This window comes from Parasphingomonas frigoris (assembly GCF_036663815.1).
GTDB lineage: Bacteria > Pseudomonadota > Alphaproteobacteria > Sphingomonadales > Sphingomonadaceae > Sphingomonas.
Genome location: NZ_JAXOJQ010000002.1, coordinates 35,188 through 59,613, shown reverse-complemented (window position 1 = coordinate 59,613; position 24,426 = coordinate 35,188). Strand labels below are relative to the sequence as shown.

Sequence of the window (24,426 nt, the reverse complement as noted above, 5' to 3'; positions counted from 1 at the left end):
GGGGAGAGGGGCAGTACCAGCTACTACCGCCTGACCACTGCCCCTCTCCCGCGCTTCGGCTTCGCCTCGCTTGCCCTCTCCCCTGAAGGGGTGAGGGAGATTAGGTCACGCCGCTTCGCGGGCGCCGACGAGATAGTCGATCAGGCTCGCCAGCGTCGCGCGCAGGTCGCGGCGGTGCTTGACCATGTCGATCATGCCATGCTCAAGCAGATATTCGGCGCGCTGGAAACCGTCGGGCAGCTTCTCGCGGATCGTCTGCTCGATCACGCGCTGGCCGGCAAACCCGATCAGCGCGCCCGGCTCGGCGATCTGCACGTCGCCGAGCATCGCATAGCTCGCGGTGACGCCGCCGGTGGTCGGGTCGGTCAGCACGACGATATAGGGCAGCCCGGCATCGTGCAGCATCGCGATCGCCACCGTGGCGCGCGGCATCTGCATCAGCGACAGGATGCCCTCCTGCATCCGCGCGCCGCCGGCGGCGGTGAAGATGATGTAGGGGCAATTGTCGCGGATCGCGGTCTCGACGCCGCGAACGAACGCCTCGCCGACCGCCAGGCCCATCGAACCGCCCATGAAGGCGAAGTCCTGCACGCCGATCACCGCGCGGCGGCCCTCGATCGTCCCGCGCGCGGTGATCAGCGCGTCGCCCTCGGAGGTGGCAGCGCGCGCCGCCTTGATCCGGTCGACGTAGCGCTTGGTGTCGCGGAACTTCAAAGGATCGTCGGGCACCTTGGGCAGCGGCACGATCGCATAGCTGCCGGCGTCGAACACATATTGAAAGCGCAGCAGCGGCCCGATGCGATCGTGATGGTCGCAATGCGGGCAGACGTGGAGATTATCCTCGAGCTCCTTGACGAAGGTCATCGTCCCGCAGCCCTTGCACTTGTGCCAGAGATTGTCGGGCGTCTCCTTCTTGACGGGGACGACGTAGGCGAGCGCGTTGCGCACGTTGGTGAGCCAGCTCATGCGGGAACTCCTTGGCGAGCGGTGTGGATCGCCGTCGCCAGCGACTGGATATAGGCACGCACCGCAGCGGGTGCGTCCGCGCCGTGTTGCGCGACCAGCTCGACGATCGCCGAGCCGACCACGACGCCGTCGGCGACGCGCGCGATGGCGGCGGCCTGTTCGGGCGTGCGCACGCCGAAGCCGACCGCGACGGGGAGGTCGGTATGCGCCTTCAGCCGCTTGACCGCCGCGTCGATCGAGGTCTGCGCGGCCTGTTGCAGCCCGGTGATGCCGGCGACCGAGACGTAATAGAGGAAGCCGCTGGCGCCATCGAGCACCGTCGGCAGGCGTGCCGCGTCGGTGGTGGGGGTGGCGAGGCGGATCGGGGCGATACCTTTCTCGCGCAGCGCGGGGCCGAGCTCGGGATCTTCCTCGGGCGGAATGTCGACGCAGATCACGCCGTCGACGCCGGCGGCGTGCGCGGCCTGCGCGAACCACTCGCCGCCGCGGATCGTCATCGGATTGGCATAGCCCATCAGCACGAGCGGGGTTTCCGGATGACGCGCGCGGAAGGCGGTGGCGATCGCGAGGATATCGGCGGTGCGCGTACCCGCGAGCAAGCTGCGGATGTTGGCGGCCTGGATCGCAGGGCCGTCGGCCATCGGATCGGTGAACGGCATGCCGAGCTCGATCACGTCCGCGCCACCTTCGACGAGTGCGTCGAGGATCGCCGCGGTCGGGCCGTCGCCGGCGGTAACGAAGGCGACGAGCGCGGGGTGGCCCTTGGCGAAGGCGGCGGCGAGGCGGGTCATGCGGTTGCTCCCACCACACACGTCGCCCCGGCGGAGGCCGGGGCCGGCTTGATGTTCGCGAAACCGGCGATGCGCGTCAGAATGCAGCGGCCCCGGCCTCCGCCGGGGCGACGGGAATAGCTCATATCGCCACCCCCAGCGCTTCGGCGACGGTGAAGATGTCCTTGTCGCCGCGCCCGCACAGGTTGGCGAGGATGATCTGGTCGCGGTCCATCTCGCGCGCGCGCTTCGCCACGGCGGCGATGGCGTGGGACGGTTCGAGCGCGGGGATGATCCCCTCGGTCCGGCACAGCAGTTGGAACGCGTCGAGCGCCTCGGTGTCGGTGATCGAGGTGTATTCCACGCGGCCGATCGAGTGCAGCCAGCTATGCTCGGGCCCGATGCCGGGATAATCGAGACCCGCCGAGATCGAATGCGCCTCGGTGATCTGGCCGTCTTCGTCCTGCAGCAGATAGGTCTTGTTGCCGTGGAGGATGCCCGGCGCACCGCCCGCAAGCGATGCCGCATGCTCCTTGTCGAGCCCGCGGCCCGCCGCCTCGACGCCGAGCATCATCACGTCGCCATCGTCGAGGAAGGGGTGGAACAGGCCGATCGCATTCGAACCCCCACCGATCGCCGCGACGAGCAGGTCGGGCAGGCGGTTGATCCGCGACAGCATCTGCGCGCGCGCCTCGGTGCCGATCACGCTCTGGAAATCGCGGACCATCTCCGGATAGGGGTGCGGGCCCGCGGCGGTGCCGATGATGTAGAAGGTGTCGTGGACGTTGGCGACCCAGTCGCGCATGCCCTCGTTCATCGCATCCTTGAGCGAATGCGATCCGCTCGTCACCGGGCGGATTTCGGCGCCCAAGAGCTTCATGCGGAACACGTTGGGCGCCTGCCGCTCGATGTCCTTGGCGCCCATGTAGATCACGCACGGCAGGCCGAAGCGCGCGCAGACCGTCGCGGTGGCGACGCCGTGCTGGCCCGCGCCGGTCTCGGCAATGATCCGCGTCTTGCCCATGCGCATCGCGAGCAGGATCTGCCCGATGCAATTGTTGATCTTGTGCGCGCCGGTGTGATTGAGCTCGTCACGCTTGAACCAGACCTGCGCACCTTTGCCCTCGGGGGCGCCTTCGCGCAAAGCGTCGGTCAGGCGTTCGGCGTAATAGAGCGGGCTTGGGCGGCCGACATAATGTTCGAGCAAATCGTCGAACTGCGCCTTGAAGGCCGGGTCTGCCTTGGCGGCGCGATAGGCCTCGTCGAGCTCGAGCACGAGCGGCATCAGCGTCTCGGCGACATAGCGGCCACCGAAATCGCCGAAATGACCGCGATCGTCCGGTTGGGTGCGGAAGGAGTTGGGAGCGTTCATGGGAAGGCGTTTAGCACCTCGGTCGGGCGTGTCGAGCCGGGAGCGCCCTCAAGCCCTCTCCCGCCTTCGCGGGAGAGGGTTGGGTGAGGGTCTTCTTCTTGAGGCGACAGAAGAAGGAAGACCCTCACCCAACCCTCTCCCATGAAGGATGGGAGAGGGCTTTGCGCTCAGAGCCCGTGCACAGCATCCAGAAACGCGCGAATCTTGGTCACGTCCTTGATCCCCGGCGCACTCTCCACGCCGGAAGACACGTCGACCAGCGTCGCGCCCGTCATCCGCACCGCATCGCGCAGATTGACCGGATCGAGCCCGCCCGACAGCAGCCACGGCAGCGGGTGGCGGAACCCCTCGAGCAGGCTCCAGTCGAAACGCACGCCCATCCCGCCGGGTAGCGCGGCGCCGGGCGGGGTCTTGGCGTCGTACAGGATGCGGTCGGCGACGCCGCCATAGCGCGCCGCCTCGCCGAGATCGGCGCGGGTGCGCACCGCGACCGCGCTCCAGACCGGCAACCGCGTGCGCGCCTTGATCGCGGCGCTGCGGGCCGGCGCGGTCTTGTGGAGTTGCAGCACGTCGAGATGCCCGGCGGCGATCGCCCGGTCGAGCAGCGCATCGTCGGGATCGACGAACACGCCGACGCGCTGGACATGCGCGGGCACGCGCGCGGCAAGCTGCGCCGCGCGATCGCGCGTCAGGGTGCGCGGCGAGGGCGGGAAGAAGACGAAACCGACATGGCTCGCCCCGCCCGCGATCGCAGTGTCGAGCGTTTCGGGGGTGGAGAGGCCGCAAATCTTGGCGGTGACCTGCATGACGGTTCCTTGGGAGCGCGCGCTCAGAGCGTCGCTTCGATCTCGCGCGCGGCGGCGTTGGGATCTTCGGCTTGCGTGATCGGGCGGCCGACCACCAGAATCGAGGCGCCCGCGTCGATCGCGGCGCGCGGGGTGACGACACGCTTCTGGTCGCCGATCACGCCGTTGGCGGGGCGCACGCCGGGAACGACGAAGAACCCCTTGGGCCAGAATTTATGCGCGGCGGCGACTTCCTCGCCCGAGCAGACGACGCCGTCGACCCCGGCGTCGCGCGCCAGTTCGGTCAGTCGCAGCACCTGCTCGTGCGGGTCGCCCGAACAGCCGATCGACTTGAGATCGGCGCCGTCGAGGCTGGTCAGCGTCGTCACCGCGACGACCTTGGTGCCCGCCGGCGCGGCCGCCTTGGCATCCTCGAGCATCGCGCGGCCACCCGCAGCGTGGACCGTCAGGATCGCCGGATCGAGCCCGCGCAGCGCCATGATCGCCTTGGCGACGGTGTTGGGAATGTCGTGCAGCTTGAGATCGAGGAAGATCGGCAGCCCTAGCTCGGCCATTTCGCGCACGCCAGCTCGGCCATTGGCCATGAAGAATTCGAGGCCGAGCTTGATCCCGCCGACGTGGCGGTGGACCTTGCCGGCAAGCGCACGGGCCTGTTCGAGATCGGGCGTGTCGAGCGCGACGTACAGGCGGTTGCTCATGCCGGAGTGACCGGGCGCGAGTCGACCACGACCGAGTCGGGCATCAGCATCGCGGCCGGGGTCACTGCCGGCGGTGCGGCGGCGACGCGCAGGTCGTGCAGCGCCCGCTCGGTGGCGGCGAGCCGGTTGCGCAGGCGCCAGCGCAGCGTCGAATGCCAGACGAGTGTCGGCACGAGGCCCGCCAGGAAGGTCAGCAGCAGCAGCAACGGCAAATTGATAAGCGCTTCCATTCCGCCCCACAATTTGATCGGCACGCTGTTCCAATTGCCCAGCGTGAAGACCGCCGCGATGAAGGCGAGGAGACACCAGAAGAGGATTTTCAGGAACTGCATGCGCGAAGGGTAGTGCGATCGTCGCGCGAATGCCAGCCTGCTTGCTCTCGATCCTCCCCTCCCTTCCAGGGAGGGGAGGAAGATCACCCCACTTCGCGCCGCAGCGTTTCGAAGAGGCCGGGGATCGCGGTCAGCTTTTCGGATTCCTCGTCGAGGATCGCGAGGAACGCCGCGCGCTTGATCGCGGCGGCACGCCCCGCCTTGAGCGTCATCGTCGGTTCGAGCGCCGACAGCACGATGTCGATCAGCCGTTCGGCGCCGTGCAGGCGCCCCCAAAGATAGTCATTCTCGCGATAGGCGCGGCTGAAGAAGGCGCCGAAGCTGTTGAACTGGATACCCTTGAGCGTCGCCTCGGCGCCCCCGCTGCGGATGCCGGTCGCGTCGTCGGGACAGATCCGGTCGACCTTGATCGGATCGAACTCGTCGAGCCCCTCGCCCTGCAACAGCGGCAGCGTCGCGACGTCGAAATAGGGGAAGCCGAGATAGGTCAGCAGGATCGGCCGCTTGACCTCGCGCTCGAGCCCCTGGAACGCGGCGGCGAGGCGCTGCTCGGTGCGGCGGTCGAGCGCGGTCAGGTCCATCGCCGCGCCGAGCTTGTCGAGCAACGCCCCGGCATCGCCGCGCAACAGCCGCACGTCGTTGCGCAGCGCGCCGTAGCGATCGGTGCGCTTGCACTCGAGATATTCGGCGAGGCTTTCGTAGATCGCCTCGCGCAAGGCGACGAGCTCGGCCTCGGGGCGGTCGCCCTCGAGATCGGTGATGCGGCGCGCGAGCAGGCGCAGCCGGCGCAGGCGGAAGCCGAGGTCGAAGGTGCGCAGGAAGCCGATCGTGTTGGGACTCGCACCGCCGGCAAAACTCGCCTGCATGTCGTCGAAACCGCGCGCGGCGACCGCCTGGCCGATATAGTCACGGATCCGCCGCCAGCTTTGCGGCCCGGGCTCGCCACCGGCGTGGTGGAGCAGGTCGGCGATCGCCTCGACGACGCCGTTGATCTTGAGATGGCCGTAAGCGGCATAGCCATAGCCCGCGCTCTTGGCCGCTGCCGCCTGCGCGCGGCGACGCCAGGTGTTGAGCCGCGCCTCGGTCGGCGAACCGAGGAAGAGCGTGTAGCCGAACAGTTCCTCGACCTGCTTTTCGACCTCGGGCCGGATCCCGGCGATGATTGCGCGCATCCGCTCGATCTGGCGCGAGCGTTCGGCGATTTCCTCGAGATTGTCGCGGATCGGTTGGGCGCGCGGCAGTTCGGTGACCGCGCCGATGATCGTCTGGAAGAAGCCCGGCACCGCGCTGCGCGTCGTGCCGAAGGTCAGCGCGCCTCGCGGATTGGGGTCGATATAGACGAAGCGGCGGTCGACCTGGCGGCGTGCCGGGCGCTCGCGCAGCGCCTCGATCGCCGGGCGGAACGGGGCGTTGTTGAGCACCGAGCCGTCGATCAGCACTGCGCTCTCGGCGGCGTTGGCGGCGAACTGGCGCGGCAGGATGCGCTGGAGAAAGGCGGCGCGGCCGGGCCAGGCGACCTTGCGCTCGGCCAGCACGCGGTCGAGCTCGCCGACCATGAAGGGCGGGAAGGCGCCGGGGAAGCTCGACGTCGCGCGGCCGGCGAAAACGAGTTCGGCGGGGTCGGCCAGCGTCGCCCCGGCAACGCCGTGATCGCTGAAGGTGACGACGACGCGATGTTCGGTCTCCATCACCTCGGGCGGCGAGTTGAGCGTCAGCCGCTCGGGATGGCCGCGGAAATCGGTGACGGTGACGAACAAATCGAGCGGCTGGCCGTCGGGCAGCAGCCGCCGCCCGGGCGCGCTCGCCGCCATCGCATCGAGCGCGTCGAGGATCAGCCCGGTGAAGCGCTCGCCCCCGAACGGCGGCTCGAACCAGCGCGAGCGGACGAAGTGCGAGAGCTTCGCGCGGACTTCCTCGCGCGCGCCGGGCTCGAACTGTTGCTCGATATCGTCGACGCCGCGCCGCCCCGCCATCCACGCGAGCGGCAGCGCCCACGCCTTGGTGAAGCGGTGCGTCGGCGCCTGCTTGGGGTCGACCAGCGCCTCGATGTCGGCCGAATCGAGCCAGAGCTGGGTCAGCGGCTCGAGGCTCTGCCCGGTGCTGATCGCCTGGCCGAGGAAGATGCCGTTGACCCCGCCGGCGCTCGCGCCCGCGATGATGTCGACCAGCACGCGCAGCTTGAGCCCGGTCTCGGCCTCGATCTCCTCGAGCAGTCCGCGGTAGACGGCTTCGCTGCCCGTGGCGGGCGCGGCATCGACCGCGTGGAAGCTCGAGCTTGCGCGTGCGAGGCGCCAGATTTCCTTGGTGATGCCGTGCATGTAGACGGCAAGGCTGATCCCGCCGTAGCAGACGAGCGCGAGGCGGAGCTCCTTCTCGCGCATCACAGCGGCTCGAGCACCGCCCAGATCGGCAGATGATCCGAGGCGCGGCGCGCGGTCGCGCTGGCATGCACGCCGTGATCGAGCACGCGGAAGCCGCGCGTCATGATCCGGTCGAGCCGCCCGACCGGACGGCGCGCGTGGAAGCTCGGGCCGGTCGGCACGCTCGGATAGTCGCGCCCGAAATCGTGGAGGCAGCCGCCCGCCGGGGTCCATTCGTTGAGATCGCCCATCAGCACCGCGGGCAGGCGGACCGGGCAGGACTCGACATGCGCGAGGATCGCGCGCGCCTGCTTGCGGCGCCACAGTCCGGACAGATCGAGATGCATGCCGAGCACGCGGATCGGCACGCCGTTGGCGACGACATCGACGCGGATCGCGCCGCGCGGCTCGAGCGCGGGGATATGCAGCGCGGCGCAGGCCTGCACCGGCGCACCCTTGCGCACCAGAATGGCATTGCCGTGCCACCCCATGCTCGCGCGGTCATGCCCGATCGGGACGGCGTGCCACGGCGATTGTTCTTCCATCAGATGCTGCGGGATGACGCGCGCCTTGGTGCCGAAGCGGCGGTCGGCCTCCTGCAGCGCGATCACGTCGCCATCGATTTCGCGCAGCACGTCGAGGATGCGGCGCGGGTCGCGCTGGCGATCGAGCCCGACGCCCTTGTGCATGTTGTAGCTGACGACCTTGATCACGCGGGCCCGACTCCGCGCGATGCGGCGGCGACAGATCGGAGAAACACGCTGGCGTCGGGCATCGGCATTTCCATGAAAGCATGGGCGAGGCTGCCCGTATAAACCGAAGCCCTGCCGGCGCCAGATGTTCCCCGCGCGCCGACCCGGGTCAGCGCGCGGTGACGGTGGCGACGGCTTGCGGGGCGTCGCGCAGATGCAGGAAGATGCGGCCGCCGGCGGCCGCACGGGTGACGATCTCGGTGCCGACGAAGCCGTCGGCGATGCGCTGGCTCTGCTGCGCATCCTCGGTCGTGCCGACCGCGTCGATCAGGAAGAAGCGGTTGCCGAGCAGCTTGCACGCCTTGCCCGCGGTGCAGCTGACCGAGTGGATCTCGGGTAGGCGGACGATCGTCGCGAGCGGGGTCCAGCTCGACGCCTCGCCGTCGCGCACCAGCCGGAAGCGCAGCGGCCCATAGGCGACCGGGCCGAGCGCTTCGGCGGGTTCGAAGCTGACGATGCCGGTCTTGGCATCCTGCACATCATAGCCCTTGCCACCCTGCACGGTCGCGGCGGCGCGGCCATCGGCGGTGGCGATCTCGATCGTCTCGCGGCCCGTCAGGCTGGCGGCGCCGTCTACCCGGAAGGCAAAGGTCAGCCGTGCGTCCTGCGCGAACACGCCGGGCGACGCCACGGTGATCGGCACCGTGCCCTCGCGCGCGGCCGACTGCGCGGTGATCCGCACGAATTCGACCGAGGTGCGGCGCGGGGCAACCGTCACCGACAGCGTCCGGTGCCGCCCCCCGACGAAGCTGATGTCGGCCGCGAGCGACTTGCCCGGCTCGATCGCGCGCAGGCTTGCCGGGTCGCTCGGCTGGAGCACCAGCCGGTCTTGCTTGTCGACGCGGGTGAGCGCGCCCGGCGTGAAGGTGAGCGCCCCGATCGTCACCGCGGCGACCTGGTCGAGCCGCGTGCCGGTGAGCATCGCCTGGTCGTCGCCGGCATGGATGCTGAGATCATCGAGGCTGCTCGCCTGCTGCGACGCGCGCAGCGTCACAACCGCGGGGGCGGTCGCCCCCTTGCGTTCGATCAGGATCGCGACGGGGCCGGGTTCGGCCTTTTCGAGCGGGACGGTGGCGATGATCGCGCCGTTCGGCGCTTGCTTCCAGGCGAGCGTATCACCCGGCGAATCGCCGCGGCGCAGCGCGACGCGCGTCACGCAGCCGGCGCCGGGCCCGGTCAGTTCGAGCTCGTTCGAGCGGCCGACGACCAACGCGGTGCGATCGGTCGCCTGCCACGGACCATCGTCGGGCTTCGACAGCAGGAAGCTCGGCCCGTCGAACGACGAGAAGCCCCACGCGCCGTGCAGCTGCGCCGCGATCACCGGGCCGAACGGGCCGAACGGCAGCGCGCCAACGGCGACGTAGCCGCCGACGCTCGGGTCGGCGCGGACCGGCAGTTCGGCCTGCGTCCCGTCGAGCCGCTTGAGCCGCAAGGTCATGTCGTGCGCATAGCCCGTCGCGTAGATCAGCGGTGCACCCTCGACCGGCAGCACGAGATCGGTATCGGCGCAGAGCAGCCCCTCGGGCGCCGAGCGCCGCAGCGGCGGCGGCTTGGGCGCCTCGATCGCGGGCAAGGCGACGACCATCACCGAGGTCGGCTTGGCGAACGACACCGGCGTGTTGAGCAGCACGGTGACGCGCCCGTCGGCCATCTGGCCGAGCGCGGGGATGAACTGCAGCTGCGTCGACTGGAACGCGCCGAACATCCGGAACAGGTCGCGCACCACGCCGATATACGAGCTGTATGAGCCGTAGCCCGCTTGCGGCGTCGCGCTCAGCTGGAAGGCGAGGTCGGTCGGCGTTCCCGCCAGCGTATCGGCCAGCGCCGAGCTGTGCGTGTCGGCAAGCAGCAGCGTCTCGCGGTCGCCGGTCAGGCAGGCGGACTGCAATTCGGTCGGCTGCGCGAGGCATTCGGCCTTGAGCTTGACCGCGAGGCTGCGCGTCAGGACGGGCGAGACCGCGGCAAGGCTGGCGGGCTGCTTGCGCTCGGCCGCCTGCATCTCGCGCAGGAAGGTGTCGAGCCGGGCGCGGTCGAGCGACGCCTGGTTGAGCTCCTGCACCGCGCGCACGAACGCGCCGGGCTGCTTGCGCACCGCCGATACGATCGCGTTGGCGCCGCCGCCGCTCTCGGGGACGATGAACAGCGCCATTTGCTGCGCGCTCTTGGGGACGACCAGCGAGAGCGTGGCGTTGCTCGGTTTCCAGCTCATCGCCTCGCGGAACCAGCCCTTTTCGGGCCGGTCGACCGCGCCGCGAAGGAACACTGCGACCATGCGGTAATGCTCGTCATGGCCGGGCAGCGATTCGAGCTTGATCTCGAGCTTGTCGCCCTCGGCAAGGTTGGGGACGCGCTCGAGCGGCAGCGTGACGCCGTCGCGCGTAACGACGACGCTGAGCCGCGGTCCGACCAGGTCGAAGGAGGAGGAGGCCGCGCGCACCGCGACGGCGCTCGCGAGCAGTCCGAACAGGCACAGGATCGGGAACAGGCGGAAAACGCCGGGGAGGGAAGCGCGCATGGCGCATGGCTAGTGCCGCGGGCGCCGATGCACAATGCGGCTTGTCGCGCGATCGCGGCGAAGCGTGGCCGGGAGCGGGGTCACTTGCCCGGGATGGCGGCCTGCTTGGCGTCGATCTCCGCGCCCCACGGATCGGCCCGGGCGACCGCCGTGCCGTCGGCGCCGAAGTCCATCAGCTGGTCGGTGGCGCGGGCATAGCGCGGCCAGTTCGGCAGGCCGGCGCCGTTTGGCGTGCCGGTGCGCGCGAAGGTGACGATCGCGCGGCTGATCGCCCGGGCGACCGCTTTGTCCTTCGGCGTCGTCGCGGCGCCATATTTAATGTCCGCGGTGTCGAGGAAATAGGGGATGTCGGAGGCATGCTGCGCGCCGGGCGTGCCGATCGAATCGGCGACATAGGAAAAGCGATACGCCCACACCGGCATGCCCGTGTCGGCCAGCAACGCGGCCACCTCGCGCCCGCCCGCGATCATCGAGCCCTTCGTTCCGCCAATGTCGGCGCTGGTCGCCCCGATCAGCATCGGCACCTTGGCGAAGCGTCCGCTCGCATAGACGCGGCGGATGTCGACGGCCACCGTGCCGTCGACGAACGGGCCGCCATAGGTCGCCGGCCCGGCCCCGGGGCGGGGCATGGTGGCCAGGTTGAGGCCGTCGGTGACCTGCTCGGCGCTCAGCGCGCGCAACCGCGCGAGTGCATCGGGGGCGGTGGGGTCGATCCCCTTGTTCCTTGCGAAGGCAATGCCGATCTGCTCGGCGCCGGCGAGGGTGGCGGCGGGATCGGAGCGGGCGTCGCCGCCCGACATCACGATCGCCTTGCCGAACAGCCCGGTCGCCAGCGGCGATGTGACGAGCGCGTGGACCGAGCGGCCGCCGGCGCTTTCGCCCATGATCGTCACGTTCGCCGGGTCGCCGCCGAAGCGCGCGACGGTGCGCCGGACCCATTGCAGCGCCGCGATCTGGTCCATGATCCCATAATTGCCGAGCCGCCCGCCATCGGCATCGGCGGCGGTGAGCTGCGGGAAGGCGAAGCTGCCGAAGCGCCCGACGCGATAGTTGAAGCTGACCACCACCACGCCCTGCCGGGCGAGCGCGGCACCGGCATAGGTCGGCGGCGAGGCCCCGCCGTTGACGAACCCGCCGCCATAGATCCACACGATCACCGGCAGTTTGCCGCGCGCGGCGGCGGGTTTCCAGACATTGGCGTAGAGGCAGTCCTCGGCCGGCTGCGTGCCGAGCGGCGCGGCATCGCTGGGGAAGGGCAGCTGCATGCAATCATGCGAATAGGCGGTCGCGTCGCGCACGCCGGGCCATGGCGCGACGGGTTGCGGCGCGCGCCAGCGCAGCGCGCCGATCGGGGGTGTGGCAAACGGGATACCCTTCCAGCTGGCGACGCCGTCGGCAATCGCGCCACGCAGGCTGCCGGTGCTGGTTTGCACGACCGGCGCGGGTGCGGGGCGCGCGGTGGCGGGGGCGGCGGCGGAAGCGGCGAGCGCGACGCTGGTCAGCAAGGCGAGCAGGCGATGCGATGTCATGCGGTAGATCCCTCGATGCGACGTGCGACTGCTACCGCATCGCGCGCCAGGATGCGACAGCGCTCCGCAGCGCGGAGACCGGCTCGCGAACAATCTGAGACGCCTTGCCGATGCTCGGTGCCAAGCGAGCGTCGAGGTTAGGGGCCGCCCACGCCACGGGCATATGGAAGCCGAAGTAGCCAAGGTATCGGCGACGTGAAACCGTGGCCCAGGTCACGCGATGTCCAACACGATCTTCAAAATAGATCGGCGGCAAATAGCAGGGCAATCAAAAGGGCAATGGCCCCGGCACAAAGCGAACAATGCCGAGGAGGAATGTTTAATACCGAGATAAACTCTACCAGAAACGCTTCCCAATACCAAGTTGATCGTCTCTAAAATTGGTAAGGGCAGCGTGAACGCTTTCCTGTGGCTGGTCTGACGACGAAAACACTATGAACGGCGCCGAAATCAGGTCGACGAGCATCGAAATTCGACTTCAAGCTCTGTTGCAGTCAGGTGAGCAGCCAGACGATGCCTAGCACAAAGAGGATCGCCAGAACGCTCATTGCGCAGTGCCATGCAAAGTTGCACTGGTCGACATGGGGGTGTACCCGTTCCATCGATAGCTCTCCTACTCAAAGGATAGCATAGATCCGGCTTTAGTCTACCCAGCGGGCGTGGCACGGGCGCTTACGGTCTTGTCGCTGGCGGCGCTGATCAAGCGATCGCGGCCGCCGCTTTGTCCAAGGCAAGCGAACGAACCAGCGTTTAAGGGAAGCGCACTACGCTCAGCCGCCGGACGGTCGGGAGGCTCCGACGTGCGCCGTTCACATTCCGGTGATCACACGCAGATCAGCCGCGTCTGCCATTGCCTTGTAGCCCGCATCATTCGGGTGAAGCTTGTCACCGTCGTTGAAGCCGGCGGCAATCTTTTGCGGGTCGGTCTTGTCGGCGACCGCGGCCGCAAAATCGATCACGCCGTCGAAAGCACCTGAAGTGCTGATCCAACTGTTGAGCGCTTGCCGGACGGCTTCGCCTTTCTCGCTCGCGTAGCCGGCGTCCTTGTAAGGGGTGAGGGTAGCGCCGATTACGCGGATGCCGTGCTCGTGCGCGCGTGCGATGATCTGCTTGTCCGCCGCGATCAGCGCGTCGGCTGTTACCGGGTCGCTTGGCCCGCTGGGGCTGAAGCTGCGACCGATGTCGTTGATGCCCTCGAGCAGGATAACGACCTTCACGCCGGGCACGCTCAGCACATCCCGGTCGAACCGCGCGAGGGCGTTTGGACCTGTACCGTAGCCGAGCAGGCGATTGCCGCCGATGCCGGCATTCAGCACCGCCCAGTGCTGTTTGCCCGATCGCGTCGAAAGGCGTTCGGCCAGGCGATCGGTCCAGCCGCGGAAGGCGTTGTTGGTTGCGCCATACCCTTCGGTGATCGAGTCGCCGAGCGCGACGATCACATTGGTCGGCTGGGTGGGCGCGACTTCCACCTGCGTGAGGATAACCGGTGCGCTGGCCAAGCGGACCTGGGGTAGCGTCGACATCGCGCTGCTGTCGCCGCTCGGGCCGGCGACATACTGCCACAGCGATCGTACGCCGCGAACCGGCAGTCGACCCGGCGCATGGAGCGAGACCGCCAGCGTATCGAGCGCCCTGACCGGCAGCGCCACGGGATCGCTGAGCAACGGCGCTCCGGCCGGGATGTTCGTGCCGGTCAGGCCGGCGAAGGTCACGACGCGATCGGTGCCGGGGAGAACCGATCCGTCAGGCCCCGCGATGCCGACGTGCATCGCCCCGATCGCGAGAGGGTCAACGCCGCCTTCGTTCGACAGGCGCAGGCGTATGGCAGTCCCTGCCGCCGAGACTCGCACCACCTGCCGAATGGTCGCGTTGACGAGGTCGACGGTGCCGGTGTCGATCGGCACATGGCCCGGATTGTCGATCAGCCGGGGCGGGCTGGGCGGGGTGGCCGGACCGCTCACAGGGCCGAGTGGAACGACCGCCCGTGCGGACGGCATAGACGCAGTAGACGGCTGGCCGGGCGGGGGCGGCGACACGACATATCCCCACACCGCAACCCACGTGCGATCAGACGCAGCCGGAGTCTCCGCAGGGCGCGGTGGCGCTCCGGCGGCGGGCATGGAAATCACGGTCAGGGCAAGAAGTAGCGCCGCACCAGATCGTGTCATCTCAAGCTTCCCCTCTTTTGTCGGTCTATACCGCGGGAAAGGCAGTGCGCGAAAGGCGATACCCCAAGCTTCAAACGCGGCGGCTAAGCGTCATTCGGCAATTCGCCTCACCACGACATCCGATACCGCGACGCTCCCGTCGACAGCCACCAATTCGAGCGCCACGGCATCCAGCGGCGCGGTGATCAGCTCCGACAGGGTTGCTGCGCCTTGGTTCACGAACACTTCCATCGAACCCGAATCGACAAACACGCTGACCACAACGCGGTCGCCCGAGAAGTCGCAGGAAACGCTGCGATCCTCGCGCCACGCGCCGACGTCTGGCGCATCCGGTCCGCTCGCGCTGCGCGATAAAGCGATATGATTGTCCCGCAGCGCGAATGACAGACGCGTGGCGAACCGGTCGTCCTTTCGCACCGACAGCGACACCGTGGCAGGCCAGGCTGTGCCCAGGCGGCGTAGCGTGAAGTCAAGACGCAAGGCGGTCGCCCGCGCTGCCAGTGGCCAGGCATAGGCCGATCCGTCAGTGATCGCGCGATCGGCGCCGATCACGGTCCGCCCGAACACCGTGTTCTGCGCGGCCAGCGGTGTGCTGAGCAGGCGCGGCACCGTGCCGACCAGCGCCAGCCGCAGCTGGCGAACGAGACTGAGCTGCCCCTGATAGCCCCGCGTCACGGGCGTCTGCTTCACATAGTCCCAGTTGCTCATCCACGCCATTGCATAGGCTGAAGCAAGCGGGTCCGACTGTGCCGGGTCCGTCCAGACGACGGTCGCATAGAAATCCGCGCCGCCGTCGAGCCACTGTCCGCTGGTCGTCGGCGTGAAGGTGACTCCGTCGAAATCGCCGACCCAATAATAGGTGCCGACGGTGAAGCCACGCTTGGTCCCATTGCCGCCGACCAGCAGGATCCACTTGTCGGCCACGACCGTGCCGTCCGCAGCGTAGAGGTGGAGATTGAACAGGTGCGAGCATTCCATGATCGGCCCGACCTCGGACGATGCGAACCCGCTGGCATAGGACCAGGCCTTCAAGTCGGCGGAGGTATAGAAACCGATCTTGCCCTGTTGGGACAGCGTCATCACCCAGCGGCGCGTCGCTGCGTGCCAGAAGACGGTGGGATCGCGAAAATCCTTGTTCCCCGGGAAATTCGGCAGGACGATCCCGTGGAAGGCAAAGCTCGCGCCGCCATCGGTCGAGTACCACAAGGCGCACGACTGGCCGACCTTGGGCACGGGCATGGTCACGAGCGTGACGAGCGCGCCAGCGCCGAAACCGGCGCTATTGTCGGTGTCGATAACGGTGCTGCCGCTCCACACATCGCCGAACGGCGTCGTGTTGCGGGGGATGGCGATGCCGCGATCCTGCCAGGACACCAGATCGGTGGAGGTCCAGCGGCGCCAGTTGGTGCCGCCTTTGGGGAAGGTGGGATTGTAGAGCGCCCACAAGGTCCATGTATCGCCCAGCTTGAGGGGGCGTTGCGGATCGTTGATCCAGCCCCCGGGCGGCGCGGCGATGTGATAGCGGGGGCGACCGTCCGCGGTCGGAGCGGAAGACGCCATACCGGGCGCAGATGAACCCAGAGTACGCGCCGATGCCAACCCGCAGGCGGTTGCGAAGGGCAGGGCGGCGACCATGCCGAGCGTCGTGCGTCGGGTGTAGACTGTCTCGCGGGTCAATGCCGATGATCCTAATGTCGCGCGCCCGCGCACCGCGCCTCGGCTTCCGGCGCGGTGCTGACGAGACGAATGGCCGGGCGGGTGCCTGGATGGCGAGGCCGGTGCGGCGCAGAATGGCTGCGCTGCACCGGCCGTGCCGGCTACATCTTGAAGCGCGCGCCGAGGCTGAAATACCGCCCCTCGACCCGCAGATCGCGCCCGAAATACTGCGTCTCGTTATAGTAACGGTAGTTGTTGAACGGTTGCCCCAGAATGTTGCTGACGTTCGCGACGATGGAGATGCCCTTCACGGGTTCATAGCTCGCCGAAAAGTCCAGTCGGGCGACCGGCCGGACGAGCTCACCCGCATATTGCGTCTCGTTGATGTTGCGATTGTAGCTGGTCGTGTAACCCGAGCGCCAATTGTAGGAGAGGCGTGTCGAGACCTTCCCCTTCTCGTAGAAGCCGGTCAGATTATACGCCCATTTGGAGAGGCCGGTGATCTGCACCTGGCGATCGCCTTCGCCCAGCACCTGGGGCAGTTCGTTCGTGCCGTCCAGATAGGTGCCGTTGGCCTGCACGCCCAATCCCGACAGCAGCCCTGGCAGGAAGTCGAAGAAGGTCTGCGCGGACGCTTCCAGGCCCTTGATGCGGCCCTTGCCGGCATTCTCCGGCCGATTGAGCTGGAGACGGCCGTAGATCGGATCGTTCACGACTTGCGTGTAGTTGCCGATGAAGCCGTCGAGGTCGCGATAGAAAGCCGCAACCGATGCCGACCCGTTCTTGGAAAAATACCATTCCAGGGTCGCGTCATAGTTCTTCGACGTCAGTGGGCGCAGGTTCGGGTTGCCGCCCGACCCGGTCGCGTCGAACTGCGGCGGGGAGCCGTCCGGCCCCGGGCTGTTGGTCGTGATGTTGAGCGACGGGTTGAGCTGGCCGAAGCTCGGGCGCGTGCGAGTCTGCGTGTAGCCGAGCCGGACCTGCCATTCGCGCGAGAAGCGGACGCGCGCGATCGCGGAGGGCAGGACATCGACATAGTTCTGCTTGGTGACAGTCGGCACGAATGCCACGCCGCCGTTGCTGCCCACGCTGCTGAACCCGCGATACCGGCCGTCGGTGTTGATGACGCGCGCGCCGGCGGTGCCGTCGATCGAGATGCCGCCGAGGTCGAAGGCGAACTTGCCCTGACCGTAGAACGCATAGCTCGTCTCGCTCGCGGTAAAGCCGCCCAACGGATCGACCGGGATCGCCGCCGTCGCATATTTGGTCACGGCGTCGCGAATGCCGCCGTCGTTCGGGAACAGGATCGTCGCCTTCTGGACCGATTGATAGGCAAGCTGGCGAAGCGCTTCGCTGTTGGCGATGATCGCGTCGCGATTGGGGGCGAGCCAGTTCTTGAAGCGTTGCGGGTCGTCCCTGAACCCGTCAGTCACGCTCTCGAGCGCGCCGGTCGGCAAGCTGGCAAGCGGGATGTTCAGCCCGGCGACGTATGCGTAGCGGCTGTTGTTCTGGGAGGATGAATTGCGGTCGCTCACGCGGACGCCGAATTGCAGGTGCGGTACAAATCCCCAGTCGGTCGTGAGATCGAGATCGAGACGACCCTGGAGGCCGTCGCCCTTTGACACGAACTCCTTCTGGTTGAACCCGCGCCAGCGCGCGTTGTTCGGGTTGGTGATGTCGTACCCGCCCAGATCGAACACTGCCGACCCGCGCGCGTTCCAGTCGACGTTGATGGTCGGAGCCGTGGCGAGCTGGGAATCGACGGTGATCTCCGTCGCCTTGTAGCGGCTGTTGGTATAGGCGAAGTCTCCGGAAATCGCCGCGCGGCCGGTCTTCCACTTGAACCCGAACGCAGCCTGATAGGTGTCGGTGCGATCGTCCTGCGCCACGCGCGAGAATTCGGGAACGTAGCCGCCGGTTTTGGTGAAGCTCGCCGCCTTGTCGGGCTCGCCAGGCACCAGCACGACGTTGCTGAGCGTCGGCGCTACGCCATTCGCGTCACGCCGTTCGAAATTGACGTTGAAGGAGTCGCGCAGCACGTTGCCGCGATAGGCCTGCCACAGACCCTCGGCGTAGACTTCCAGATTGGCGGACGGCCGCCATTGGATCGTCCCGTTGACCGCGGGACGGTACCGGACGCCCTTCTCGTAGAAATTGCCGGCGTTCGCCGGAAAGTTGAAATTGCCGACACCGGGCGTGGTCACACGGATGTCGTCTGCGGGATCATCGAGCCCGAAGCCGCGGGGTGTGATGACGGCGGAATCGGCGTAGCGATCCGCATTGCGATAGGTCGAGCGGACATAGCTGAAATTCACTAGCGCCCCGATTTCGCCGATCGGCGTATCCCAGCGCTTGGTCAGCAGGAGGTTCCCCGCTGGATCGAACGACTTCGACTGGTCGTTGTACGATCCGCGGATTTCACCCGCGATCTCTGTGTCCTTCACATCGAACGGACGGCGCGACCGCAGGTTCACGAGGCCGGCCAGGCCGGGTTCGATCAGGTCTGCGGTGCCGGACTTGTAGACCTCGATCCCCGCCGCGACGCCCGCCGGGAAATCCTGCAGATGCAGGACGCGGTCTTCGGCCGAAAAGAATTCGCGCCCGTTGAAGGTGGTCGCGACGTCGGGCAGACCGCGCACCAGAATGACGCCCGCTTCGTCATTGTAGCGCGTGACGGTGACGCCGACGATCCGCGAGATCGCCTCGGCGGCGTTGTTGTCGGGAAGCTTGCCGATGTCATCGGAGACGATCGCATCGACGATCGAATCGGAGTTGCGCTTGACCTGCTGCGCCGACCCGAGCGCGGCGCGGTAGCCCGTCACGACGATGTCGCCGCCGGGCGCATCGCTCGCGGGCGCGGTATCGGACTGCGGAGCGACCGCCGTCGGCGTCTGTGCCGCGCCGGCCTGGTTTGTCGTGGGCGCCGGTTGCGTTTGCGCCGCAGCGGCGCTTGCGATGACCAGCGGTAGAACTGCAGCCGACGTCAACAGGACGTGGAAAGACCTCGTCATAAAATCCCCTTTTATTACGTTCGTTATTATTTAGAAATGTCGCTGGACTGGGCCGCGGGCCCAGCCGGTCAGGTCGGCACGGGCTTGGTTACCGAACAGAGCGGGTGATTTGCCATCACTTGCCCGCGCCTTTCACGGCGCGCCCGTTCATCGTCCACGCGGTCAGCTTGAGCTGCGCCGGACCGCCGCGTGCCGAGGCGCTCCAGCGCAGTGGGCCGCCGCCCCGGAAGAAACGGTCGGTGATCGTGCGCTCGCCATCATTGACGAACACTTCGAGGATCGACTCGTCCGCCAAAATTCGCAGCTTCACCCGGTGCGATGCCAGATCGACCGGTGCCACGTGGCGCGTTTCGAAGCCGTCGTGGAAATGCGGGCCCGAGCGGGTCCGATCGACGAAGACCTCGTTCACGCTCGGATTGACGCCGACCACGGTCTGATAGCCCTGCGCATCGGTCAGCGTTATCGCCACCTGTTCCGAAGACCCGCCGTCGATGGCGAACTCGAGGTCCGCGGAGCCGCCCTCGATCGGGAGCGCAATCGGGCGATCGCTCAGCGTGGCGGCGAAGTCCTTGCGACCGCCGTGGAGCGACGCGACTTCGCGTACCGGCGCCTGCAGGATGCGATACCCGTCCGCGGATTTCCGCAGCGTGACCTGACGCGGCACCGTCATCAGCCCGCGCGACGGCCAGGTCGGGATCGTCTCGGCATAGCGCCAGTCGTTCGCCCACCCGATCCAGATCCGGCGCGGATCGTCCTTGGGCAGGTCGTTCCACGACACTGCGGCGTAGAAATCCGCGCCATAATCCATCCACTGCGGATCGCTCGGCCAGCCCTGCACCGGGGTGAACTTCGTCCCGTCGAAGTCTCCGACGAAATATTGGCCACCCGAGCCGCCGCCGACCGCGCTGTCGCCGAGGTTGATGCCGAGCACCCAGCGCGTCTCGCCGGGCGCGCCGCCCTCGACCGGAAGCTCGAACAGATCGGGGCATTCCCAATTCTTGCCGCGGCCGCCGGCGGGCCCGAAGCTGCTGGCGAAGGTCCATTGTTTGAGGTTGGGCGAGGTGAAGACGACGGCGCGGTTCTCGAGCGCCATCACCGCGACCATCACCCAGCGCTTGGTCGCCGCATGCCAGAAGACCTTGGGGTCGCGGAATTCGGGCGAACCGACGCTCAGCACTTCGCCGTGCACGGTCCAGGTCCGCCCGCGATCGTTGCTGTAGGCGACATATTGCGATTGCAGCTTCGCCTTGGGATTATGCCCGGTATAGATGGCGATCATCGGCGGCTTGCCGTCACGGCCGAAGCCGCTGGAATTGTTCCAGTCGACCACCGCGCTGCCCGAAAAGGCCATCACGTCGGCGGTCTCCGGGATCGCGATCGGCAGTTCCTGCCAGTGCACCAGGTCGCGGCTCACCGCATGGCCCCAGTTCATGTGCCCCCAGCGATCGCCGTGCGGGTTGTACTGGAAGAACAGATGATACTCGCCGTCGTAATAGACGAGCCCGTTGGGATCGTTCATCCAGTTCGCCGCCGGCGCGAAGTGATAGGTCGGGCGCGGATCGGCACGCTGCGCGAACGCCGGGGTGGCGAGCGCGGCGCTGGCCGCCAGGAAGAGGGCGATCCGCTTCATGCCACCGTCCCCCGCAGATCCATGTCTTCGAGCGCGACGCCGTTGGTTTCGGGCATCACCTTCCACACCCAGACGAACTGGAGCAGCATCATCGCGCCGAAAAAGGCGAACACCCAGCCGCCGACCGCGCCGGCGACCACCGGGAACAGCCAGGTGATGATCGCCGCCATCACCCAGTGCGTCGTCGAGCCGAGCCCCTGGCCCTTGCCGCGAACCGAGCTCGGGAAGACCTCGGAGATGAATACCCAGATCACCGCCCCCTGGCTGACCGCGAAGGCGGCGATGAAGACCAGTAGCCCGGCGAGGATCAGCGTGCCGTCGGGCGCAGCGCGTTCGAGCTGCCAGCCGACCAGCAGCAAGGCCGCCGCACACAGGATCGAGCCGACGAAAAGGAGCGGCTTGCGCCCGAACCGGTCGATCAGGAACAGCGCCAGCGCCGTGAACAGCAAATTGGTGCCACCCACCGCGACCGATTGCAGCAACGCGCTGTCGGCACCGGCTCCCGCCAGCTCGAAGATCCGCGGTGCGTAATACAGCAGGGCGTTGATGCCCGAGAGCTGATTGAACATCGCGATCGCGATCGCGCAGGTGACGGGCAGCGTGTTCGCCGCCTGGAAGAGGCGCGGGGCGCCCTTGGCGGCTTCGCGCGTATCGGCGGCCTCGATGCGGAGCAGCTCGGCATTAGGATCGCCGAACCCCAGCCGGGTCATCGCGGTGACGGCGCGCTCACGGTGCCCATTGACGGCGAGCCATCGGGGGCTTTCGGGGAGGAAAAACGTGACCACGAGGAACACCGCCGAGGGGATCGCGACGATCCCGAACATCCAGCGCCAGGCCGTTTCGGGCGGCAGCGCCTGCGCGATGAAATAGTTGGAGAGGAAGGCGATCAGAATGCCGAGCACGATGTTGAGCTGGTTCATCGCCACCAGGCGCCCACGGAAGCGCGCCGGGGACACCTCTGCAATATAGATCGGCGTTACCACCGAGGCGGCGCCGATCGCCACGCCACCGAGCAGACGAAAGGCGATCAGAACCGACCAGTCGTGCGCCAGCCCGGTGCCAAGCGACGAAATCACATACGCGATCGCGACCGACAGCATGATCGCCTTGCGGCCATATCGATCGGCCGGCACGCCCGCGACGAGCGACCCGAGGACGGTGCCGATCAAAGCGGACGCGACGGTGAAGCCCAACGAGGCCGGGGTCAGCCCGAACTGGTTCTGCAGCGCGGTGGTCGCACCGGAAATCACCGCGGTATCGAAACCGAACAGCAGGCCGCCGAGCGCGGCACCCGCTGCGCTCATGATGATCGCGGGCGTTGCCCGCGCGTCATCGACGCTGCCAACGTCGCCCGGGTGTACGATACTATGCATGCGCGGTTTCCGCTTCGATGGAGGGGGTTTCGGCGATGCCCCAATGCATCGGCCACTGTCGCGTCGCGGTGCGATAGGCGAGGGCGAGCGCGCCGGTCAGACCTGCCGATGATCCCGCCGTCGGTGCGGCGACATAGTCGGCCATGTCGATCGCACGCATGCTGGAGTCGTAGCCGGCGAGCTTGCCGGTAAGCGCACGCCGGACGCGGTCGTACATCGGGGGTTGCATGACCCCGCCGCCGATGATGATGCGGTCGGGACGCACGATATAGGTGAGCGTCGCACAAAGCCCGGCAAGGTAATCCGCCTCGATATCCCAGGCCTGGTGACTGGCCGGCAGTGTCTCTGCCGGCGCGCCCCAACGCGAATGCATGGCAGGCCCGCTGGCAAGACCTTCGAGGCAATCTCCGTGATACGGACATGTCCCGGCGAACTGATCGTCCCCCGCAGCGCGCGGCAGCTTGATATGGCCCGCCTCGGGATGGTTCGCACCACCGTGCGGCGCGCCGTTGATCAATACGCCAACACCGATGCCGGTGCCGACGGTCACGTAACAGAAGGTGTCGAGCCCTTGTCCGCTGCCGAACAGGCGCTCGCCGACCGCCGCGCAGTTGACGTCGGTGTCGAGCGCCGTCGGAGCATCGATCGTGCCGCGGAAATGGGCGAGCAGGTCGACGTCCTGCCAGCCGGCCTTCGGCGTCGAGGTGATGCAGCCGTAATCGCTCGCCACCGGATTGAGCGAAAGGGGACCAAAACTGCCGATCGAAAAGGCCGACAGCACCCCGTGCTGCGCCGCCGCATCGGCAAAAAAAGCGCTCGCCGCGCTCAGCGTCTCATCGGGCGTGGTGGTGGGAATACGCGTCTGGCGCAGGATCACGCCGTCGCGATCGGAGACCGCGCAGAGAAACTTGGTACCGCCGGCTTCGATCGCGCCGAGGAGCAATGGCTCAACCATCGACGCAGGCTCGCGCAGACGCACGCCCGGCTAGAATTTCAAATGGGACGAGCACGCTGTTCCTCTCCTGACACTAGCCACGCCTACGCGGTCTGACACTAAATCTACTAGTGTGAGTTAGTCTGTCAAGCGTGGATAAGCATTTGGTCGGCGTGACTTAGGATGATCGGTGTCGCCAGGGCCGATCAGTCTCGTTTGAAAAGGCTGGCGAGGTCCGGGGTGAAGCTGGCGTGGAGCGGCAACAGGCCGGCACCAACGGCTGCGGCTACGCTGCCGAGCGTGCCGTTCCGGATTTCGGGAGCGAAGAAATCCGGGGGGGCATGGGTCGCGAAATGCCGTCGCAGCCCGATCGCTATCTCGTCGAGGCTTTCCGTGGGAAGCGCGCCGTCGATGATGACCGCCTCGAGGTCGAGCAGACTGCCCGCGCTCGTAATCACGAAGGCGAGGGCTTCGATGCAGCGGTGTGTCCAGGCGGACCGCTCCTCCGCGGCAAGGTCCTTGTCGAGGGCATAAAGCGAGGCGTGGTGAATGAGATAATCGCTCTTGCCAGCGGCGCAGACGGGCATCGATGCCAGTGCGCCTGCGTTCCCATGCCGCCCCTGATGCACCCGGCCGCCAAGCACGAGACCGCCGCCGACGAAGGTACCGATGTTCACGGCCAGAAAATCCTGCAGATCGACGCCGGCACCACAGAGGAGCTGCGCTAGTGCGGAAGCGTTGCCGTCGTTCTCAAAAAATGCAGGCTGCGTGAGGCCGGCCTGAAGGCGATCCGCCACGTCGGCGCGCCGCCACTCCTCGGCCTGATCTGCCGATATGCCCAGCTCGTCGCGCCATTCGCCGAGGAACCACGGCAGGGCGATGCCGATGCCCATGAATGTTTCGCCATTCGACAAATCGGCCGATTCGAGATGTTCGGTGATGAACGCGTCGATATGCCGCAGGACCGTATCGATCGAGGGGAAAGAGCCAGCGTGGCGGCAGATCGCCTTACGCTGCCCATCAAAGTCCAGCAGGACCAGCGTGGTGTCGCCGCGCCCGACCTCGACGCCGATCGTATATCCCCGCTTCCCATTGATTCGATAGATCGTTGCGGGCTGCCCCATCCCGCCGGTGCGTTTGCCAGCCTGGTACAATAGACCGATGCCATCGAGTTCGTCGACGATGCGCACGACAGCTTGAGGGGAGAGCGCGGTCATGCGCGCGAGCTCCGCTTTGGACGCGCCATTCAGGCGTCGCACCGCCGACAGGATGAGCCGCTCGTTATACCGACGCATTCCCCCAGCGTTCGTACCCCGCCGCATCGTTTCCACGCCGTTTCCTTCTCGTTGCATATGTCCGCGGGGCGCGAAACGGGCCGCCGTCCTCGGTTGCCGTTAGCGAATACCGCATTTCTTTACACGGGGAAGAGGAGGCGATGTCGATCGGGTCCCGATCTCGCTTCCGCGACAGCCACTACCGGTTTCAACGGAACCTGGGGTGTAAGACCTCGAGCGTGTATAACGCGAAACGGCAGGACGCATTGTCTGAACGCGT

At 67.3% G+C, this 24,426-nt stretch carries 17 protein-coding genes; all 17 read right to left on the bottom strand.

Going from position 1 to position 24,426, the window contains the following annotated elements; all coding sequences use genetic code 11:
- Positions 1-105: 105 nt before the first annotated feature.
- Positions 106-966 carry an acetyl-CoA carboxylase, carboxyltransferase subunit beta gene (gene accD, locus U1872_RS05505; RefSeq protein WP_332791890.1) on the bottom strand — a complete coding sequence of 287 codons (861 nt, stop codon included), beginning with the start codon at positions 964-966 and terminating at the stop codon, positions 106-108.
- Positions 963-1,757: a tryptophan synthase subunit alpha gene (gene trpA, locus U1872_RS05500; protein WP_332791889.1), complete on the bottom strand. Its 795-nt coding sequence runs from the start codon at positions 1,755-1,757 to the stop codon at positions 963-965. The genes accD and trpA overlap by 4 nt, the downstream gene beginning before the upstream one ends.
- Before the next feature lie 121 nt (positions 1,758-1,878).
- Positions 1,879-3,108 carry a tryptophan synthase subunit beta gene (gene trpB / locus U1872_RS05495; RefSeq protein ID WP_332791888.1) on the bottom strand — a complete coding sequence of 410 codons (1,230 nt, stop codon included), beginning with the start codon at positions 3,106-3,108 and terminating at the stop codon, positions 1,879-1,881.
- 167 nt (positions 3,109-3,275) lie between these two features.
- Positions 3,276-3,914 carry a phosphoribosylanthranilate isomerase gene (locus tag U1872_RS05490; RefSeq protein ID WP_332791887.1) on the bottom strand — a complete coding sequence of 213 codons (639 nt, stop codon included), beginning with the start codon at positions 3,912-3,914 and terminating at the stop codon, positions 3,276-3,278.
- Positions 3,915-3,937: 23 nt separating this feature from the next.
- On the bottom strand, positions 3,938-4,612 hold the full coding sequence (gene pyrF / locus U1872_RS05485; RefSeq protein WP_332791886.1) for an orotidine-5'-phosphate decarboxylase: 675 nt from the start codon (positions 4,610-4,612) through the stop codon (positions 3,938-3,940).
- On the bottom strand, positions 4,609-4,944 hold the full coding sequence (locus tag U1872_RS05480; RefSeq protein ID WP_332791885.1) for a hypothetical protein: 336 nt from the start codon (positions 4,942-4,944) through the stop codon (positions 4,609-4,611). Before U1872_RS05480 ends, pyrF begins: the two co-directional genes overlap by 4 nt.
- 83 nt (positions 4,945-5,027) lie before the next feature.
- Positions 5,028-7,325: a patatin-like protein gene (locus U1872_RS05475; RefSeq protein ID WP_332791884.1), complete on the bottom strand. Its 2,298-nt coding sequence runs from the start codon at positions 7,323-7,325 to the stop codon at positions 5,028-5,030.
- Entirely contained in the window at positions 7,325-8,017 is a 693-nt protein-coding gene (locus U1872_RS05470; protein ID WP_332791883.1) for an endonuclease/exonuclease/phosphatase family protein, read from the bottom strand. Before U1872_RS05470 ends, U1872_RS05475 begins: the two co-directional genes overlap by 1 nt.
- Positions 8,018-8,165: 148 nt before the next feature.
- Positions 8,166-10,571, bottom strand: a complete 2,406-nt coding sequence (locus tag U1872_RS05465; protein ID WP_332791882.1) for a hypothetical protein — start codon at positions 10,569-10,571, stop codon at positions 8,166-8,168.
- An 80-nt stretch (positions 10,572-10,651) separates the two neighbouring features.
- Entirely contained in the window at positions 10,652-12,100 is a 1,449-nt protein-coding gene (locus U1872_RS05460; RefSeq protein ID WP_332791881.1) for a carboxylesterase/lipase family protein, read from the bottom strand.
- 809 nt (positions 12,101-12,909) lie between these two features.
- Complete coding sequence (locus U1872_RS05455) at positions 12,910-14,061, bottom strand: SGNH/GDSL hydrolase family protein (protein ID WP_332791880.1); 1,152 nt, start codon at positions 14,059-14,061, stop codon at positions 12,910-12,912.
- Between the two features lie 297 nt (positions 14,062-14,358).
- Complete coding sequence (locus U1872_RS05450) at positions 14,359-15,945, bottom strand: glycoside hydrolase family 32 protein (protein ID WP_332791879.1); 1,587 nt, start codon at positions 15,943-15,945, stop codon at positions 14,359-14,361.
- 140 nt (positions 15,946-16,085) lie between these two features.
- Positions 16,086-18,935: a TonB-dependent receptor gene (locus tag U1872_RS05445; RefSeq protein ID WP_332791878.1), complete on the bottom strand. Its 2,850-nt coding sequence runs from the start codon at positions 18,933-18,935 to the stop codon at positions 16,086-16,088.
- Between the two features lie 115 nt (positions 18,936-19,050).
- Positions 19,051-20,565 carry a glycoside hydrolase family 32 protein gene (locus tag U1872_RS05440; protein WP_332791877.1) on the bottom strand — a complete coding sequence of 505 codons (1,515 nt, stop codon included), beginning with the start codon at positions 20,563-20,565 and terminating at the stop codon, positions 19,051-19,053.
- Positions 20,562-21,938: a sugar porter family MFS transporter gene (locus U1872_RS05435; RefSeq protein ID WP_332791876.1), complete on the bottom strand. Its 1,377-nt coding sequence runs from the start codon at positions 21,936-21,938 to the stop codon at positions 20,562-20,564. Before U1872_RS05435 ends, U1872_RS05440 begins: the two co-directional genes overlap by 4 nt.
- Positions 21,931-22,893 (bottom strand): ROK family protein, encoded by a 963-nt coding sequence (locus U1872_RS05430; protein WP_332791875.1) that lies wholly within the window; start codon positions 22,891-22,893, stop codon positions 21,931-21,933. Before U1872_RS05430 ends, U1872_RS05435 begins: the two co-directional genes overlap by 8 nt.
- 185 nt (positions 22,894-23,078) lie before the next feature.
- Positions 23,079-24,194, bottom strand: a complete 1,116-nt coding sequence (locus tag U1872_RS05425) for an ROK family transcriptional regulator (protein WP_332792764.1) — start codon at positions 24,192-24,194, stop codon at positions 23,079-23,081.
- Positions 24,195-24,426 lie beyond the last annotated feature (232 nt).

What these genes read in the sequence shown, in the direction of transcription:
- accD (WP_332791890.1), bottom strand. Translation starts at nt 966, where the DNA reads ATGAGCTGGCTCACCAACGTGCGCAACGCGCTCGCCTACGTCGTCCCC.
- trpA (WP_332791889.1), bottom strand. Translation starts at nt 1,757, where the DNA reads ATGACCCGCCTCGCCGCCGCCTTCGCCAAGGGCCACCCCGCGCTCGTC.
- trpB (WP_332791888.1), bottom strand. Translation starts at nt 3,108, where the DNA reads ATGAACGCTCCCAACTCCTTCCGCACCCAACCGGACGATCGCGGTCAT.
- U1872_RS05490 (WP_332791887.1), bottom strand. Translation starts at nt 3,914, where the DNA reads ATGCAGGTCACCGCCAAGATTTGCGGCCTCTCCACCCCCGAAACGCTC.
- pyrF (WP_332791886.1), bottom strand. Translation starts at nt 4,612, where the DNA reads ATGAGCAACCGCCTGTACGTCGCGCTCGACACGCCCGATCTCGAACAG.
- U1872_RS05480 (WP_332791885.1), bottom strand. Translation starts at nt 4,944, where the DNA reads ATGCAGTTCCTGAAAATCCTCTTCTGGTGTCTCCTCGCCTTCATCGCG.
- U1872_RS05475 (WP_332791884.1), bottom strand. Translation starts at nt 7,325, where the DNA reads ATGCGCGAGAAGGAGCTCCGCCTCGCGCTCGTCTGCTACGGCGGGATC.
- U1872_RS05465 (WP_332791882.1), bottom strand. Translation starts at nt 10,571, where the DNA reads ATGCGCGCTTCCCTCCCCGGCGTTTTCCGCCTGTTCCCGATCCTGTGC.
- U1872_RS05460 (WP_332791881.1), bottom strand. Translation starts at nt 12,100, where the DNA reads ATGACATCGCATCGCCTGCTCGCCTTGCTGACCAGCGTCGCGCTCGCC.
- U1872_RS05445 (WP_332791878.1), bottom strand. Translation starts at nt 18,935, where the DNA reads ATGACGAGGTCTTTCCACGTCCTGTTGACGTCGGCTGCAGTTCTACCG.
- U1872_RS05440 (WP_332791877.1), bottom strand. Translation starts at nt 20,565, where the DNA reads ATGAAGCGGATCGCCCTCTTCCTGGCGGCCAGCGCCGCGCTCGCCACC.
- U1872_RS05435 (WP_332791876.1), bottom strand. Translation starts at nt 21,938, where the DNA reads ATGCATAGTATCGTACACCCGGGCGACGTTGGCAGCGTCGATGACGCG.
- U1872_RS05430 (WP_332791875.1), bottom strand. Translation starts at nt 22,893, where the DNA reads ATGGTTGAGCCATTGCTCCTCGGCGCGATCGAAGCCGGCGGTACCAAG.
- U1872_RS05425 (WP_332792764.1), bottom strand. Translation starts at nt 24,194, where the DNA reads ATGCGGCGGGGTACGAACGCTGGGGGAATGCGTCGGTATAACGAGCGG.